The 15,698-nt window shown below is 46.7% G+C and carries 23 protein-coding genes; 16 read left to right on the forward strand and 7 right to left on the reverse strand.

What is annotated here, in order from left to right:
- The first annotated feature begins 13 nt into the window (after positions 1-13).
- From ABIX36_RS07450 to ABIX36_RS07520, 15 genes are all read left to right on the forward strand, one after another.
- Positions 14-658, forward strand: a complete 645-nt coding sequence (locus ABIX36_RS07450; protein WP_348081535.1) for a DUF3164 family protein — start codon at positions 14-16, stop codon at positions 656-658.
- Positions 655-843, forward strand: coding sequence for a hypothetical protein (locus ABIX36_RS07455; protein WP_348081536.1), 189 nt, complete (start codon positions 655-657; stop codon positions 841-843). The genes ABIX36_RS07450 and ABIX36_RS07455 overlap by 4 nt, the downstream gene beginning before the upstream one ends.
- Positions 844-922: 79 nt before the next feature.
- Positions 923-1,117 (forward strand): hypothetical protein, encoded by a 195-nt coding sequence (locus tag ABIX36_RS07460; RefSeq protein WP_348081537.1) that lies wholly within the window; start codon positions 923-925, stop codon positions 1,115-1,117.
- Positions 1,107-1,277, forward strand: a complete 171-nt coding sequence (locus tag ABIX36_RS07465) for a hypothetical protein (RefSeq protein ID WP_348081538.1) — start codon at positions 1,107-1,109, stop codon at positions 1,275-1,277. The genes ABIX36_RS07460 and ABIX36_RS07465 overlap by 11 nt, the downstream gene beginning before the upstream one ends.
- Positions 1,274-2,899, forward strand: a complete 1,626-nt coding sequence (locus ABIX36_RS07470) for a DNA cytosine methyltransferase (protein ID WP_348081539.1) — start codon at positions 1,274-1,276, stop codon at positions 2,897-2,899. Before ABIX36_RS07465 ends, ABIX36_RS07470 begins: the two co-directional genes overlap by 4 nt.
- Before the next feature lie 74 nt (positions 2,900-2,973).
- On the forward strand, positions 2,974-3,315 hold the full coding sequence (locus tag ABIX36_RS07475) for a DUF4406 domain-containing protein (protein WP_348081540.1): 342 nt from the start codon (positions 2,974-2,976) through the stop codon (positions 3,313-3,315).
- A gap of 17 nt (positions 3,316-3,332) precedes the next feature.
- Entirely contained in the window at positions 3,333-3,842 is a 510-nt protein-coding gene (locus tag ABIX36_RS07480) for a hypothetical protein (protein ID WP_348081541.1), read from the forward strand.
- A 5-nt stretch (positions 3,843-3,847) separates the two neighbouring features.
- Positions 3,848-4,222 (forward strand): hypothetical protein, encoded by a 375-nt coding sequence (locus ABIX36_RS07485; protein WP_348081542.1) that lies wholly within the window; start codon positions 3,848-3,850, stop codon positions 4,220-4,222.
- Positions 4,223-4,435: 213 nt separating this feature from the next.
- Positions 4,436-5,467, forward strand: coding sequence for a reverse transcriptase/maturase family protein (locus ABIX36_RS07490; protein WP_348081543.1), 1,032 nt, complete (start codon positions 4,436-4,438; stop codon positions 5,465-5,467).
- Positions 5,468-5,690: 223 nt separating this feature from the next.
- Positions 5,691-6,245 carry a hypothetical protein gene (locus tag ABIX36_RS07495; protein ID WP_348081544.1) on the forward strand — a complete coding sequence of 185 codons (555 nt, stop codon included), beginning with the start codon at positions 5,691-5,693 and terminating at the stop codon, positions 6,243-6,245.
- A 1-nt stretch (position 6,246) separates the two neighbouring features.
- The gene (locus tag ABIX36_RS07500) at positions 6,247-6,534 is read left to right on the forward strand and encodes a hypothetical protein (RefSeq protein WP_348081545.1); all 288 of its coding nucleotides are present in this window, start codon (positions 6,247-6,249) and stop codon (positions 6,532-6,534) included.
- The gene (locus tag ABIX36_RS07505; RefSeq protein WP_348081546.1) at positions 6,531-6,926 is read left to right on the forward strand and encodes a hypothetical protein; all 396 of its coding nucleotides are present in this window, start codon (positions 6,531-6,533) and stop codon (positions 6,924-6,926) included. Before ABIX36_RS07500 ends, ABIX36_RS07505 begins: the two co-directional genes overlap by 4 nt.
- Positions 6,923-7,510, forward strand: coding sequence for a hypothetical protein (locus ABIX36_RS07510; RefSeq protein WP_348081547.1), 588 nt, complete (start codon positions 6,923-6,925; stop codon positions 7,508-7,510). Before ABIX36_RS07505 ends, ABIX36_RS07510 begins: the two co-directional genes overlap by 4 nt.
- Before the next feature lie 9 nt (positions 7,511-7,519).
- The gene (locus ABIX36_RS07515) at positions 7,520-8,017 is read left to right on the forward strand and encodes a hypothetical protein (protein WP_348081548.1); all 498 of its coding nucleotides are present in this window, start codon (positions 7,520-7,522) and stop codon (positions 8,015-8,017) included.
- A 180-nt stretch (positions 8,018-8,197) separates the two neighbouring features.
- On the forward strand, positions 8,198-8,416 hold the full coding sequence (locus tag ABIX36_RS07520; protein WP_348081549.1) for a hypothetical protein: 219 nt from the start codon (positions 8,198-8,200) through the stop codon (positions 8,414-8,416).
- Here ABIX36_RS07520 and ABIX36_RS07525 read toward each other — a convergent pair whose 3' ends face one another.
- The 7 genes from ABIX36_RS07525 to ABIX36_RS07555 all read right to left on the reverse strand — a co-directional run bounded on the left by ABIX36_RS07525 (position 8,417) and on the right by ABIX36_RS07555 (position 14,595).
- Positions 8,417-8,860 (reverse strand): hypothetical protein, encoded by a 444-nt coding sequence (locus tag ABIX36_RS07525; RefSeq protein WP_348081550.1) that lies wholly within the window; start codon positions 8,858-8,860, stop codon positions 8,417-8,419.
- Positions 8,857-9,399 carry a phage virion morphogenesis protein gene (locus ABIX36_RS07530; RefSeq protein WP_348081551.1) on the reverse strand — a complete coding sequence of 181 codons (543 nt, stop codon included), beginning with the start codon at positions 9,397-9,399 and terminating at the stop codon, positions 8,857-8,859. Before ABIX36_RS07530 ends, ABIX36_RS07525 begins: the two co-directional genes overlap by 4 nt.
- Before the next feature lie 94 nt (positions 9,400-9,493).
- A complete protein-coding gene (locus tag ABIX36_RS07535) occupies positions 9,494-10,771 on the reverse strand; it encodes a phage minor head protein (RefSeq protein WP_348081552.1) in 1,278 nt (425 codons plus the stop codon).
- Between the two features lie 50 nt (positions 10,772-10,821).
- Positions 10,822-12,159 (reverse strand): DUF935 family protein, encoded by a 1,338-nt coding sequence (locus ABIX36_RS07540; protein ID WP_348081553.1) that lies wholly within the window; start codon positions 12,157-12,159, stop codon positions 10,822-10,824.
- 11 nt (positions 12,160-12,170) lie between these two features.
- On the reverse strand, positions 12,171-12,623 hold the full coding sequence (locus tag ABIX36_RS07545; RefSeq protein ID WP_348081554.1) for a hypothetical protein: 453 nt from the start codon (positions 12,621-12,623) through the stop codon (positions 12,171-12,173).
- Positions 12,624-12,625: 2 nt separating this feature from the next.
- Complete coding sequence (locus tag ABIX36_RS07550) at positions 12,626-14,161, reverse strand: hypothetical protein (protein WP_348081555.1); 1,536 nt, start codon at positions 14,159-14,161, stop codon at positions 12,626-12,628.
- Positions 14,158-14,595, reverse strand: coding sequence for a hypothetical protein (locus ABIX36_RS07555; protein ID WP_348081556.1), 438 nt, complete (start codon positions 14,593-14,595; stop codon positions 14,158-14,160). The genes ABIX36_RS07550 and ABIX36_RS07555 overlap by 4 nt, the downstream gene beginning before the upstream one ends.
- 138 nt (positions 14,596-14,733) lie before the next feature.
- On the opposite strand from ABIX36_RS07555, the gene ABIX36_RS07560 reads away from it, so the two are divergent.
- The gene (locus tag ABIX36_RS07560) at positions 14,734-15,684 is read left to right on the forward strand and encodes a peptidase (RefSeq protein WP_348081557.1); all 951 of its coding nucleotides are present in this window, start codon (positions 14,734-14,736) and stop codon (positions 15,682-15,684) included.
- Positions 15,685-15,698 lie beyond the last annotated feature (14 nt).

Below are 15,698 nucleotides of genomic sequence, written 5' to 3' on the forward strand. Positions count from 1 at the left end.
TAAAATTTAAGATATGAGCACATTAACATTCAATCAACAAAAACCGGCAGATAAAAAATGGCTGGACGAGCAGGGCAACGTGATCCCTTACGACCGTACTACCCCATACGAGCGGAAAGCAGAAAGTAACATTAGCAAGCTGGCCAAAGAGGCCATTGCTATCAATGCCAAGCTGAACATTTTTAAAGCCTTTATAGACGAAACAGCAGAGATGCTATACCAGGAGTTTGTAAAAACAAATAACGGCTTACAGGGCAAGGGAAAGGGCAATGTTACGCTCTACAATTTCGACCGCTCTATTAAACTGGAAGTATCGGTAAGTGAGCCTATCCGGTTCGACGAAGAGTATATCAAACTCGCCAAGGCTGAGCTTGATGATGTTTTGCGTAATGCCTTAAAAGATGCCGAAACATGGGTGAAGGGAATTATAACAGATGCCTTCGAAAAGAAAAGGGGCGAGCTGGATACCGATAAGGTGCTTGCCCTTAAGAAACATGCTTTCCGGGTGCCGGAGCATATTAAGCCACAGTACGATAAGGCGATGGATTTTATTGATAAAGCCATCAACCGCCCTACCAGCAAAAAGTACCACCGCGTTTGGGTGCGCGGCACAGATGGCCAGTACAAAAGTGTTCAACTTAATTTTTCATCAATATGACGAGGGAAAAGGAGGTGATGAACTTGCTTACATCAGCATGGAACTCCTGGTGCATGTTGGAAGATGACCCCAACAAAACCATTCACCCAGATGACGATGTGGATTTCAGGAAAGCAATTCATGATGCGCAGCGAATCGTAGCAACAGTGAGTTGCAGAGAACATAATCCCGAACTTTTTAAATAACCAAATAAATTAACCCGCTACTGGAGCAAGGCAGGGGTTCGCTTCCCCTCCGGGTTCATAAAACCTAATTATTAAACCAATGAGTACAACAACAAGAAACGTCCTGATCATAGCCTGCGCTATCCTGCTGATAGGAGGCATTAGTAACATCGGCTACGTGGAGTTATTCCAGCCATGTTACTATAGCGTACTTACCATTCTGCTATTCATCCTGGTGCGTCTGCTCTATCTGGCTGCTAAAGACCTGAGAAAGGAGATCAGGCATGAAGAATAATAAATTTTTTGTAGTGGTGGTAATAGCAGCTATGATGCTTACCTGGCTGGTGGTATTCGTAGCCAATTACACCGCTTACCAGCACAGTAAAGAAACCCGCGACAGTATACCGGTCGACATTGAACATTCAGAGATAACAGATAGAAGCGTTTTAAAATGAAGAATAGTTACCTAACAGTTACAGATCAGTTTTGCGGAGCCGGTGGCAGCAGCCAGGGCGTGCGTAATTTTTCCCGTAAGATGGGCGGCGGCATTGAAGTAAAGTTGGCACTTAACCACTGGAAGCTTGCCATAGAAACGCACAATACCAATTTCCCAGATACCATTCATGATTGTACCGATATCTCCGCCTGCGACCCGAGGCGCTATCCGAGCACTCACATACTCATCACCTCGCCCGAATGCACAAACCATTCGGTAGCCAATGGCAAAAAGCAGGTAAAGGCGCAAATGGATCTGTTTAATACCGGCAAGGCTGATGCATCCGGCGAGCGCAGCAGGGCCACGATGTGGGATGTGGTAAGGTTCGCTGAGTTTCACAAATATGAGATCATCATCACCGAAAATGTGGTAGATGCCCGTAAGTGGATAATGTACGATGCATGGATATATGCTATGAAGGCTTTGGGATACGAACACAAGCCATGCTTTTTAAACAGTATGCACTTTTGGCCTACCCCGCAGAGCCGCGACAGGATGTATGTGGTGTTCTGGAAAAAAGGAAACAAAGCGCCTGACCTAAACTATATGCCGCTGGCCAGGTGCCCTAAATGCGAATGCGACGTTAACGGTATTCAAAGCTGGAAAGCCAATCAAAAAAGCTGGAAGTATAAAACAGGTTATGTTTATTGCTGCCCCGCCTGCACCACCATTGTAGAACCTTATTACTACGCCGCTTTCAATTGCATCGACTGGAGCATTCCGGGCAAGCGCATAGGTGACAGAAAGAATCCGCTTGCTGAAAACACACAACGAAGGATAAAAAAAGGGCTGAAGCTGCACGCGCCAAATCCGTTTTTAATACTGTCTGCATACGGCGATACCGCCCGTGGGGATGTCAGAAGCATATCTAATGCTTTGTATACCCAAACCACTTACGAGATGCAGGGCGTGGTACAACAGCCATTCATTATTAACAACCAGCAAAGCGATGAGGCGGATAACCGGATAAAAGGCACTATTGATAGTGTGTTATCTACCTGTTCTACACAGGCAAACTTCGGTTTAGCGGTGCCCATGCCATTAATTATAAAAGGCGAACACTCACAACAGGAGGGTTATGTAAAGCCGATAAACGCAGCCTTGCAAACACAGGCAACCCGCCAAACAATGGGCATACTCACTGGCGAGCCGATGATCATTGAACTGAATAGCTCCGGCAAAGCGAAAGCAGCATCAGAACCATTGTCAACTTTTACGGCAGGCGGTATCAATCAGGGATTGCTTATGCCGGTAATAGTTGAGAACAAAGGGCAATCCAATGCGCGTAGCAGCGCTGAAGCGCTCAGCTGCGTTACAACCCACACATCACACGGCGTATTGACCAGAGAGTCCTTTAAATCATTCCTCGACTATCAATACGGCGGCTCTGACGTGAGTAGTCACATCACCAAGGCATTAGGTACACAGGGCACTACAGACACCTGCGGGTTGGTCAACTTTAAAGAACCTGTTTACGAGGATAGTTATTACCGCACGTTGCGGGCGCATGAGGTAAAGCTCGGTATGGCCTTCGACAAGGACTACAAAATATTAGGTGATGCCAAAGCACAGGTAAAATAGTGTGGTAACGCCGTTACCCCGCCGCCTATGGCCTGGCTCATTGAATAAACATCAGCAACCCTTAATTAAACTATATGAAACAAGAAGTAAGCAAGATAGCCGCTAAGGTGGCTGAAAATACCGAGGACAAGGTAATGGTGTATATCGCCGGAAAAGTAACCGGCCTTAAGTACGACGAGGTATATGCCAAATTTAAAAAGAAGCAAATAGAGCTGGAGGAGTTAGGGTTTTTCGTACTGAACCCCTGCGACCTGGTAGCTTCCGATTGCAAGTGGCAGCTTGCCATGAAGATATCGGTAATAGCGCTCGCATGTGCGCGGTACGTCTGCCTGTTGCCCGACTGGCACGATAGCGACGGCGCAACAGTTGAACGGGCGCTTGCCATGAAACTGGGCTTAGGTGTAATACAGGATTAACAATTAAACAATAAATAATGGAAACAATTACTATCGACAAAGGGAACGCCATTAAAGCCTACAACCAGGCACAGGGCGAAGTTAAAGGGGTGCTGGGTACGTTGTTTGGAGTGGAGGTGCTCAGCCAAAACCCAACGGAGCTATTCGACAGCTGGGCGGACATCTGCGCGGCGGCCGGCATAGACCCGCAGCTATTACTGCCATACCAGCAGGCAAAAACAAAAAAGGAAGTTTCGTTAAACGGGGCTTTCAAACTGGAGACCATTTTTGAAGAGTACAACAAGCGCACCGGCGACGACTACAACGAGCTATGGGAGGCAGATTACGCGAACAAAGATCAATGGAAGTATAGTCCCTATTTCGTTTGGGTTCCTTCGCTTGGTGCGTTCGTCTTTTCGTACACGAGCTGCACGCGCACGGGCACGGACCTCGGTGCCCGCCTTTGCACGGAAAACGACGACTTCGGAACCGATATCGGCAAGAAGTTCAGTAAGGAATGGAACGAATTTTTAAACCCGCAAATATAATTACCATGGACAAGTTAACATTTGAAAAAGCCTGCAAAATAACAGGTACCGACCCTAACTTATTACCCGGCGTGGAAGGCCTGCCGCAGATCACCGCTAAGCGCATCATCGCAGACTACAAACTGGAGATAATAGCAAAGGCGACCAATACCACTAAAGGCAAGGTTTGGATAGCTGATTTTAACGATATGAGTCAGATGATATTTACCGGCTGGTTGCAATGGGTTCCTTCGCTTGGTGCGTTCGTCTTTTCGGGCACGTTCTACACGGGCACGGACACGCGCCTCGGTGCCCGCTTTTGGTTCAAAACACGGGAAACGGCAAAACGGTTCACCGAACAGAACATCGACCTGATCAACGACCTGCATAGGGTAGGATAAAACGAAAGGCTGTGCGCTGTAAAGCCGTAGTTCCTTCGCTTGGTGCGTTCGTCTATTCGAACACGAACTACACGAACACGAACACGAACCTCGGTGCCCACATTTGCAAAAGAGAATAAGCAGCGCAGGCCCTGCCCACATGGCAAAAAATCACGAATAAACTTAAGGGCGTTGGTACCATAACGGGAAAACGACCTACAAAGCAAAGGCATCATGAAACGATACGGAAATTTATACAATAACATCATCAGCCTGGAGAACCTCCGGGCAGCCGATGTTATTGCCCGTAAGGGTAAAGGGAATCAATCCGGCATCAGGGAATTTGATAAAGACAGGCAAGGCAACCTGGTGCAGCTGTACAACGAGCTGGCAGCAGGCACTTACCGCACATCGCCTTACGAGCACAAGATAATCTATGAGCCAAAAGAACGAGAGATCTCGATACTGCCATACAGGGACAGAGTTGTGCATCACGCTATCATGCTGCATACCGAACAGATATGGAACGCCACTTTCACGGCCTTTACTTACAGCTCTATTAAAGGGCGCGGCATCCACGGCGCGGCTAACGCGGTAAAAGAAGCCCTGAAAGATGTTGCCGGCACTACCTATTGCCTGAAGCTTGATATCCAAAAGTTTTACCCGAGCATAGATCACGCCATCCTAAAAAACATCATCAAGAAAAAACTGAAAGATGTGCGCTTGTTAAACCTGCTGGACGGCATTATAGACAGTGCTCCGGGTCTGCCTATCGGCAATTACCTGAGCGCGACATTTTCCAACCTGATGCTTTCGCCATTCGACCACTGGCTGAAAGAAGATAAGAGCGTAGGGTACTGTTTTAGGTACGCCGACGACATTGTGATACTGTCGGGTAGTAAGTCTTACCTCCACGCCTTATTGGCCGATATACGGGCATACCTGCAAACTGAACTTAAGCTGACCATTAAGAGCAATTACCAGGTGTTCCCTGTTGCCGCCAGAGGCATCGACTTTGTGGGCTATGTATTCTATCATACCCATGTACTCCTACGAAAACGAATTAAACAAAATTATGCCCGAATGATGTACGGAAATCCCCGCCAGGCATCAATGGCATCTTACAACAGTTGGGCTAAACATTGCAATAGCCGCCACTTACAAAAAAAACTACTACATGCTACTATTCAAAGATTTGGGGATAATCACAAACACATTAAACAAAAGCTTCAAAGGCGACAAGATAAAAACAGAGCGGCTGCTTAACAGGGAAATAGCCGTACACGACTACAAGATAACGGATAGCAAGCAACAACCAGGAACATCCTGCCTGCATTTGCAGATATCAATAGGAGACATCTATTATGTGGTTTTCACCGGCTCAAAGGGACTAATTGAACAAATAGAACAAGTACCAAAAACGGCGTTCCCGTTCAAAGCGACGATCATTAGAGAAAACGATTGGTTAAAATTTGAAAATTAAAATATTATGAATTTAGGATTTACAGAAAAAATAGATAACAAGCCCAACTTCTTTGTAGAGAAGATATGGAAGGGATTAGTGGCAAACGAGCTATCAGACATTTCCACGTATCAAAATTACAGGTTTGACTACAACGAAAAATTCAATCGAGACTGGGACGATATTGAATGGGAGGATTGCAGGGAAAAACGTCATACCATCAGAGAGTTTTGGAAAAATAAAACAACTGGGTTAAAGGCCAATAAACAATGGCAGGCAGGCAATTTGATCCACCCGGTTATTGGCAACAGATCTCCGAACCATTTCCAGTTCGCACCAGCTATTCCTTGTACAGGACTTCAGATGTTTGAGACTAATAATAGGTTCGGCCATGCTTCATTTGAAGTACTGATAGACGGGGGGATATTCGCACAGCTGCACTACGGACACGATGAGGATGTTAATGCGGAAGGTTTATACCAGCTTGCTATAAACGATGGGTTCGAAACCCTGGAGGGCTTCGTTAACTACTTCCCGAATTTTAAAGGACAAATTATTCATTGGACTAATAACCGATATTAAGATGACTAAAGGACAATTTATAAAAGCATTGCAGGAGTTGCCATGCGGCGATGAGGTAGAGGTTAGGATTTTTGACCACCTTAAAAATTTAAATGAAGGCGGTGGTGAACCAACTTCTGCCGGTATCTATGCCGATATCGACATAGATATACTGCACCATAACCTTACTGATGATGAGAAGGAATATTATATGGATGTACACGATTATATACCAAAACCAATTATCGCATTAATATTCACTAACCCTGATGAACCTAACCCTTTAGCCGATGAAGGGCCGCAATTATGAAACGAGATTACAGCCAAATTTTTGCCATCTGCAAAAAGATAGGCAAGGATTATAAAGACGTAGTTGCCGAGTTTACGGAACATAGGCCGGCTGGCCAAACTGACAGCCTTAGAGCGCTTACAGATGGCGAATACAGCGAACTGGTGCGGCGCATAGCGATGTTCAACACACCTCCGCCCGGCGATCAGCAACGCAAGAAGATGATAGCCATAGCTAAACTAATGAAGTGGGGTAAAAACACCGACGAGATACTGGAGAGCATCGACGGCTGGTTGCTTAAACAGAAATACGAAAAGCCATTGATGGAGCTTGACCTGCAACAACTGGGCGTAATGGTAACCGTATTTGAAACAAAAGTGTACCCCGATTATCTGCGAGGGCTTAACAAATGAACAATACCTATAAACTTACATCCGGCAAACTGGACGGTTACATTGAACTGGAATATACCTCCGGCCTTTTAACTCGCATTTCAATAGCGATTAAACAGGGTTTAAACGATAAACAATTTAGCTGGTTAATATCAGCCATTACGCAACACGAGCACCAGGTAAGGCAGCTGGAAGAGATCGGCATAACGGTATCTGCTGCCATGCCTGCCAATCAGAAGCTGGCGCTATTTTGCCGCTTGTACGAATTGTACAAAAAGATAAAGTACAAGGTTAGCCCGGCCGACAGCGGTAAGATCAAGCTGATCACCATTGACGAGCCGATGCTCGTTGCTTACTTCACCTCCGAAAATTTTATCTTTAAGAATAAGCATAGCGTGAGTAACCTGGTAAGGTATTACAACGAACTGCGGGCAGAGATCGCAAAATCATCGAAACCGGCTCATCCTGATTACTGGAGTGATAAGCACGCATCAAAGCTGGATGGTAAAGCCAGGGCTGCCTACATAGGTCACCTGCACAGTATTGGTTTAAAGCCGGTGTATCTGTTGAATGGGGACGTAAAAGATTGGGTAAAAAAACAGTAAATTTGATTTATGGAAGAGATTAGGCACTTAGATACAGTTTTTATGGCTGATATCCCTTTGAGACCGCACAGCCCAAAACCTGTGCTTGCACGGTCTGTCATCGAAAGAATACCGATGTCGTTTATTGGTATGTACGATAGCTTGAGTATTACCTGCTATTTTAGGAAATACCGCAGTGTAGAACGCTACAAAGCTGAAATTGATTTTGCATGGAAAGGTACTGAATGGGTGTGGCAAGACTTTTATGTACAGAAGACCGATGATGGCTACGCGGTTGTTGTGGATGATATTGACGAACAGCCGGAGCCGTTCGATAGAAAAGCAACTGCTGAGATTTGGGTGAACTATATTGCGGAACTTAGTACCTATAGCAGCGGCTGGCCCGAAAAGAATGCGCAAACAGACGAGGAAAAACAGGATCGCATAAAGCATTTGCAGCATGACAACGAAAACTGGTTTAAACATTACTTTGGCACTTATTTGGAGACCGATAAGAATGGAGAATAAACATTGCCCGGAGTGTGGGGGGCTGCTGGTGCCAATACCAGATGCTTTATATCAGTGTGCTGGTTGCAAATCATTGCACGAACAGGGTAAGCCGCTGCACACCTATCAAACTATTTACATGCTTCCAACGGCAAAATAGTGTTGAAAATAATCTGAAAAGCCTGTGCTACTTTTGTATCAGTGGCATACAACAGCAATAACCATAAGCGCCGGGTAGCGCAAATACTGGAGGTCTATAATGGGCTAAAGGAATCTGATGTGCCTGATACCCGTATTGTCGCCAAAAAACTCCCCGAGAAAGGCATCCACATCAGCTACCGCACCTTAATGAACTACAAAGGAATGAAGCCTTCGGAATTGCAAACAGAGCAGCTCAACCTGTTTGCAATTGCCGTTTAGTTACTCTTCGGCTGTCAGGTCGATGTAACTGGTGGTGTACACCATCTTCCTTATACAAAGAGTATCCCGCCTCGTTTCCTTTACATCGCTTTGCCTGCTGAACGTATCTATCTCATCATCAAAATAGCCCTGGAACTTCTTATAGATCGCGTCGATGGTATCGTTGTGTGCCAGGCTACGCGTAACGGCGGCATCAGGCGCAAGGCTTGATGTTTCCTGCTTAACAGGGTCGTACCAAAAGCGCATCACCACGGCAACACGGCACAGCTGGCGGGTTTCTGAAATATCCTGCGTGTTTAAAAGGTTAATGGTAATGAGTACGCTGTTGGGGGGGATGCTCGGCTTGGTGTCGTAATTGTCTATCTGGCCGGTATCTTCATCGGCGTACTTTACTGAAGTGATCTCCTTAAGTAAGGCCCTTGTTTTTAAAAATGGTATTTTCATAATCCTAATGCTTTTGCTATTTCTCTTTTTACTACGTTGCGCATGGCGGTTTCAAACGCGGCTGTTTTACCGATGAACTGCCGTTGCGGTAAATTGAAGCTGGAGGCCTTGAATGTAAGCCCTTCTCCGGCTGTTGTGCCCTTCTTAAAAGCACCCATTCCGCCGAACATTTTTGATTTAGGCCCTTTGGTATAACGGTTGCGCACAAAGGTTTCCGACCGGGCCGCGCGGCTGATCTGCGCACCGTTGTTGTGAGCCACCATGTAAAGCACATCGGTACCGAAGCGAACTGAGTTAGCCGTTGTGCTGATCACCCGGATGCTCCTGCGGCCACGGCCGGACTTAACCAAAATACTGCGGCCGGCATCCTTCTTGCTTTTGCGGGCTGCCCAGGGCTTGCCTTCCCATGCCTGGTTGCGGAATGCATCTAAACTGTAATTCACGGCCTCGTTGCCGATGGTCAGCGGGAGCTTCTCTATCGCTTGGTTTAGTCTCTCCCTGATCTTTGCAAAAACATCGTTTACCTGCCCCTGGCTCATATTTGCTTATTAATAATATTTGTTAGTATATTTGTAATGGAGGGGCCGCGTACCCGTCCGCAGTGAGGCAACCGGATTCGTTCGGTTGCCTCACTTATTTTTTAGGTCTATGGAACTCAATATATTCACCATCGGCGGTAACAAAGCCTATCTCCAAAATATCAGGAAAATCCTTAAAGCGCTGTTCGGCCACCTGTTTCAATAAAGCCCTTTCATATTCCTGCTCCAGTAAAACAATTATCCTGTCGGCCTGCTGCGCCGCTCCGGCCACGTTACGCATCAGGGTCTTGTAGTTAGCCGGTGTCTGCGGTTTCTTTACGTCGGCATAATCAGCGCGATCTAAAAGGATGTCCGGGTTCTTGCCGTTAGCGACATCCGGCAATAGCGCTTTACGCAGATCTGTTTCCTTGGCGTGGATCTCGGGAAGGATATCTACCGACCGCCCTTTATCAACAAGTGCTTTACCCGCTTTTTCAATATCCGGCAGATCGGGTTTATTTTCTATCAGGGTTTTGCGGTTAACAGACAGCTCCACGCCGGCTTCGCCTTTGTACCTGATAACATACTGGTCGTTTTCGGGCATGTAAAGGGTGGCGTTTTTTACCACGTGCGGCGGCGCGTCTACAAAGTAGTTGCTGTCAGGAGAGAAAGCCCAGCCGTTCTTGCCGACGTTATTTTTGAAAATGGCGGCCATCTTTTCAGGATGCACTATCTCGTCATCCGGCGTTACCTTTCCTTCGCGTAAACGCCTGATCACGCTGCGTTCGCCAAAATGGTTAGGAATGTAGTAGGTATCCCAAAAAGGATCGTCTACGGCTTTTATTATGCCGTCCAGGTGTATGCATATCTGCGATGTCCTGTCATCCAGTACCGCGTCATACTCCAAAAACGGGAAGGTGTCTTTTTCCGCTTGTATTTGCAGCCATTGCGCCGCTGCCTGTCCCGAGCCTATGGCGGTATCATATTCTGTTTTGAGCCAGCGTAGCTGTTCGCCGGTGATCTGCTGGGCTTCCCGCCTAAACTCCTCGAAGCTGCGCACCTTGCCGTTGGCATCTACCAGGGCGGCGCTCATGTCCTTCATCTGTGTGTAGGTTTTAGCCGCGCTAAACTGCCAAACGTTATTTTGCAGGGATACAAGTGTCTTGGAGTCGGGCGTGGTAAAGTCAACATCGGCCAGCGTTTTGCCAAACCCTTTAATAATGCCCGATTCCAGTTTATTGCCGTAGGTGCGTATCAGTGTAGGGTCGGCATCCGGTGCCGCCTGTGCCTTGAATATCCGGTCTATCAGCTTATCAATATAGTCCTGGTAAGCCTTCGGCGCGTCGTCCAGGCTCAGGTTAATGGCGTGGCCACCACAGCAGCTATGATACAATTCGTTAAGCCTACTTTGCAGTTCGGCAAAGTTGAGGCTTTGCGGCCCGCTTAAGCACTTAATTGCCGACGGGCCTTGCCAAAAAAATCTTCGTCTCCTAAAAGGTCGGCTTTGAGCTTTTTAGCATCGGTGCCGGCACCCGGAAGCGGCGTTTTACGGGCCGCTGTTAATTCAATGCCAGTTTTTTCCTTTAGCCACTCAATATCAATCTCATAATACTGGAGAAGATCTTTAACCCAGCCCATCAATTGCTTGGTATCTTCATTCGGGACAAATTCAAAGGTTAATTCGCCCGTTAAAAACCCATGCTTTTTTAACGCCGGCAGGGTGATATTATTCCAGTAATCTTCCAGCATGGCCATATCACTCTGTACGATAAGCCATAGCATTTCTTGTGCTGATTCATCCTTGCTGCGCCCGCCGTTCTTGGTGTCCTGGCCGATGATCGCGCCCGATATAAGCAGGCATATCTCATCGCGGCAGAGGTCAATAAGGTTCTTGTAAACGTCACCATTCGTTACCGCTCCCTGCGCCCACTCAAATTTTTCGTCTTCGTCAATAATGAACCAAGCCGCTGAACCCATATCCTTCATCATTTTGGTGGCCCTGTCCAGCATTACTTTATCCTGTGTGTTGGTAGTAAGCACGCGAGGGGGAATCCCGTAGATCTCGCAAAGCTCACTCCAGCAGCTTTGTGCAAAACGTTTAAACAAAACGTGCGGAACGGCCTTATTTAACAGCCCCAGGTCTTTGGAATTATATTCCAGCAGCCAGGTACCAAATTCGGGCATCTCGCGGTATTTTACCACGTTAATATCATCATAATAGTCACCATAGAACAAACCCGTTTGGGGCACTACATTGGTGCGCGGTATGCTGTCACCTATCAGGAAAGGCTTGCCATCAACAGTTTTGCCAAGGCTCAGCTCCAGCATACTATATCCGTGGGTAATTGATTTAATCTTCTCCCAGGTAGCAAAGCGATAGAAGGGCATTTTCTTCAAAACGTCCTTTTGAACATCGTTATTAGTCCCGTCAGCATTCTTTAAGTTAAAATCAAGGCTAAATATCTGGTGGCCTCTATTTTGCGTTTGCGAGTGCAGCAGCGCGTCGATCCCAACTTCATTATAAAGCAATTGCAACATCCAGTTTTTGGGTTGCAGGTATTGCGCCTGGTCGAGTGCTGCGTTCCATTTCTTAATATCCTGACGCGTCCGGTAAACGGCTTTGCTGTCATAAGGGAGGAAACGGTTTGTTTTGGCATCGCTGATTACGCCATCCTTATTTTGCTGATAAGCTAAAGTCATCAGGTCTATAGGGCTGGCTAAGTTACTTTCAACTGCGGACTTGCCTTGTAAAAGGCTTTTTAATTGCGTGTATATGCTCATACGTCAGGTTGTTATTCGTGGGTAAATTTGTTTCGGCTTCCAAAGCGGTAGGGTAGCTCGTCTTCTGGTGGTGGGCCTGCCAGGCGCGGCAGGGTGGCGCTGTTTACATCGCCCTTTGCCAGAGCTTTCAAATAGGCGGTAGCGCGGTCGTAACGGTCTTTGGCTTCGTCGTATTCAAGCCCGGTATTGCATAGATCAAGCAGATACCAAATAGCCACTATTTTGGTATTGGCCAGCATCAGCGCATTGCGTTGCGCACCAATAGCCGCGAAGATGGCAGGTACATCATAATGCGGCCTGCCATCTTCCCAAACCTTTTTATCACTTGCGTTAAAATAGCTGGACACTTCTTCGATAGCTATCTCGATAGCGGTATCAACAATGCTGTCGTCACCATCGGTTATCGCATCCAGCTGGTAATCGCGGATAACGGTTTTAAATTCTTCTTTGATTAAAAATGCCATGATTAAAAATGATTGTTAACCCTTGCACCATGTACATAGGTATTGTTTGCGTTCGCTGTTCTCTTTTGAATGATCCAAACCGCGCCCTCCAGTGCATCGGGGCCGTCCATAACCTTGCAGGCGACGGAAACGGAAAGCATTTGCTCCTCCATGGTCACCATGTAAGGAGTACCTTTTAGTTTGATATCGAATATTAAATTCCCTTCCCGGTTGAGTGGCTCTAACGTGCCGTCGATACGGGCGAACTTATCCGGTTTCTTGCGCCTGTCAGGCGTAATGGGCGGGCGGTCGTTCCTGTGCTTTTCGGTAGTCCGTTTCTCTATCAGCGGTTTGATAACCTGCGTGTAAAAAGGGTCCTGAAGACTGTTGTTTTCGATATAGATCTTCTTAGGGTCAACACCATGGCGGTCTAAGTAATCCTCGGCATCGAAGATCCAGTCTACAAAGCCGCTGTTATTGATCTGGTCTACCCAAACCCGATAGATGAAATATTGGTAGTTTTTAAAACCAACGATTATCAATGACTTATGACTGGCGGCACTTTTAACCCCGCCGTTCTTATCTGAAGTTGAGGGGTCGGCATAGCACACCACCCGCTCGCAGCTTGAAATTCTCGGTGCAACGCCGTAGGTAATAAATTTGAAAGTATCACCCTCGGTAATAGGATTGTTCTTATACTCCTTTTGAAAGGAATTAGAGCTGATTGTTTTGGCTACCCTGGCGATCATCTCTGCGCTGTTCTTTTGCGGCCACGAGCTATTGCCGTATTTGTCGGTAATGTTGATGATGTCGTGAAAATCAGCCTTTTTGGCCATTTCTGTTACACAGCAGTACTTGGCAATAATGTTACCGCAAACAATAATCAGGAGCGGAACGGAAATAGACCGCGTTGGTATCAGCGCCTCTTCAATCCATTGCATTTTAAATTTGATCCGCTCTTTGTTCCGGCACTCTTCGTCGGTGTCGATGTCATCGATCAGGATAACATCCGGCCTGATGGCATCGTTCTTGGTTCCCCTCGGCGTTTGGCCCGCACCCAATGCCCTGAATGCCACACCCTGCTTTGTGCTAAACTCACCGGCTTCCCATTTACCTATGCTTTGTTGCGTTCCGTAGTCGTTAATAATCCTGTTATTAGACTCTAAAATTGTTTTGTATGGCATCAGCAGGCGTACAGCATTGTCGTAGGTGCTTGAAACCATCAGGATGTTGAACTTTTTGCCAGTCAATACCAGGTAGAGCACTTCCATCATGGTTCGCCCCGATTTAGAAAGCTCACGGCTCCACGAGCGCACTTCGTAATACTCCGGGTTTTCAAATATCCGTTTAGTTGCTTTTAGATGGAACGGGGCCGGTTCTGCTGTGTAATGGGTAGGGAAATAGTATTTAAACCACTTTTCGGGATTCTTCTCCAGGTCGGCAATACGCTTGCGTTTAGCCAAAGGGCTTTCATCGAGGTCTACAGGTGTCGACTTCCTGATATTGTCCCTGAAGGCCTCCCATTCTGCCCAAAACTTCTTGTCCGTAGCATTCATCATTTCATTTTGGTTTGAATGTACAGGTCAAAAAACACGGTGATCTTTTTAGCCAGTTCCAGGTCAGTACTTCGTACAAAATTGATATAGTTGCGGGCTACCTCTACGGTTTCCCCTACCGACGTTTCTACCTCCAGTTTGCGGATGGCTGCGGTAAGTTTCATAATAATGTCGGCCTCTTTGCTGGATGCCGCTTTGATATCCCGCATGGAGATCTCCAGGTTAAGCCAGTCCAACTGATCGTAAAGCAGGTTAAGCTGATTTTGCCTTGTGGTCAGCATAGAACGCTTTAGTTTCTTCCAGCCTCCCTGTTCTATCCAAACACCAACTGTCTTATCGGTAACACCAACCCGCGCGGCTAAATCCTTCTGACTGATGTTTTCAGAGAGGTACAAAACCTTGGCGTATTCGCGCTCCTGAACCTTTTTTAATGCCATAAACTTGTTTATGGTAGCAAAAATGTAGTTAAAACGCCTCGTAATTAAATAGTTATGCAAGGCTTGCGCACTTAATTGGCTGTGCCTAAAGATGCTTGCATCTTTGAATCAACAACAACTATAAATAGCAAAAAGCACATGCCAACTTTCGTACTGAATGATGAAAATGTAGTGAACAGTTACGGCTTTAGGGTGCGGAACGAGGGCATTGATTTTAAGCGTTTCGATGCGAACCCGGTAATGCTTGACAGCCATATCAACCGAACCGATAAGGTAATGGGCAAATGGGTGAACAGGCGAATAGAAGGGGCATTGCTAAAGATGGATACCGAGTTTGATAAAGGCCTGCCCGCTGCGGTTACACTGGAGGGCCAGGTTGAACGGGGATATGTAAAAGGCAGTTCGCTCGGGTTGGGTATTTCGTTCGATGAAAACAGCTTCGAACGGCAGCCGGATGGTAACTGGGACCTGATCCAGTCTGTATGCATGGAAGGCACAATTTGCGGCGTACCCAGTAATGAAGGCTCGCTGTCCTTATTTGACATAGCAACCGGGCTGGAGATCAAAGAGGATCAGATCAAGCTTTCCTTGCAACAACTATCAGCAGAAAAATTAAATCAAAATACAACACACATGAAAGAATTTAAACTATCGGCCCCCGCGATGGCGGTATTGGTTGGCTTCGGGCTGGCGAACGCTGAGAGCGAAGTGGAGATAAACAACGCTATCGAAAAGCTCAATATAGCTTTAAAAGCCGAAGCGACAGCTAATGCCAACTGGCAAACCAAGTTTGATGCGCAGGCAAAGTTGCAGGCCGAAGCACTGGTTGATGGTGCAATAGCCAACGAGCAGATACTTGCCGGTGAGCGCGAAGAATGGGTTGGCTTCGCGGTAAGTAACTTTAAACTGGCTTCGTCCCAGATTGGTAAAATGCCGGGCAAAGTAAGTCTTAGTGCCAGGGTAGATAATAAAACTGCCGCTGACGACAAGATCAAAACGGTAGATGATTTTGAAAAGCTTACAACGCCGCAGCAACTGGCCTTTAAATCGGAGAAGCCGGAAGCTTATGCCGCGCTGTTTGCTAAATAGGCCACGCAACAAAA

The organism is Mucilaginibacter sp. (assembly GCF_039925265.1).
Lineage (GTDB): Bacteria > Bacteroidota > Bacteroidia > Sphingobacteriales > Sphingobacteriaceae > Mucilaginibacter.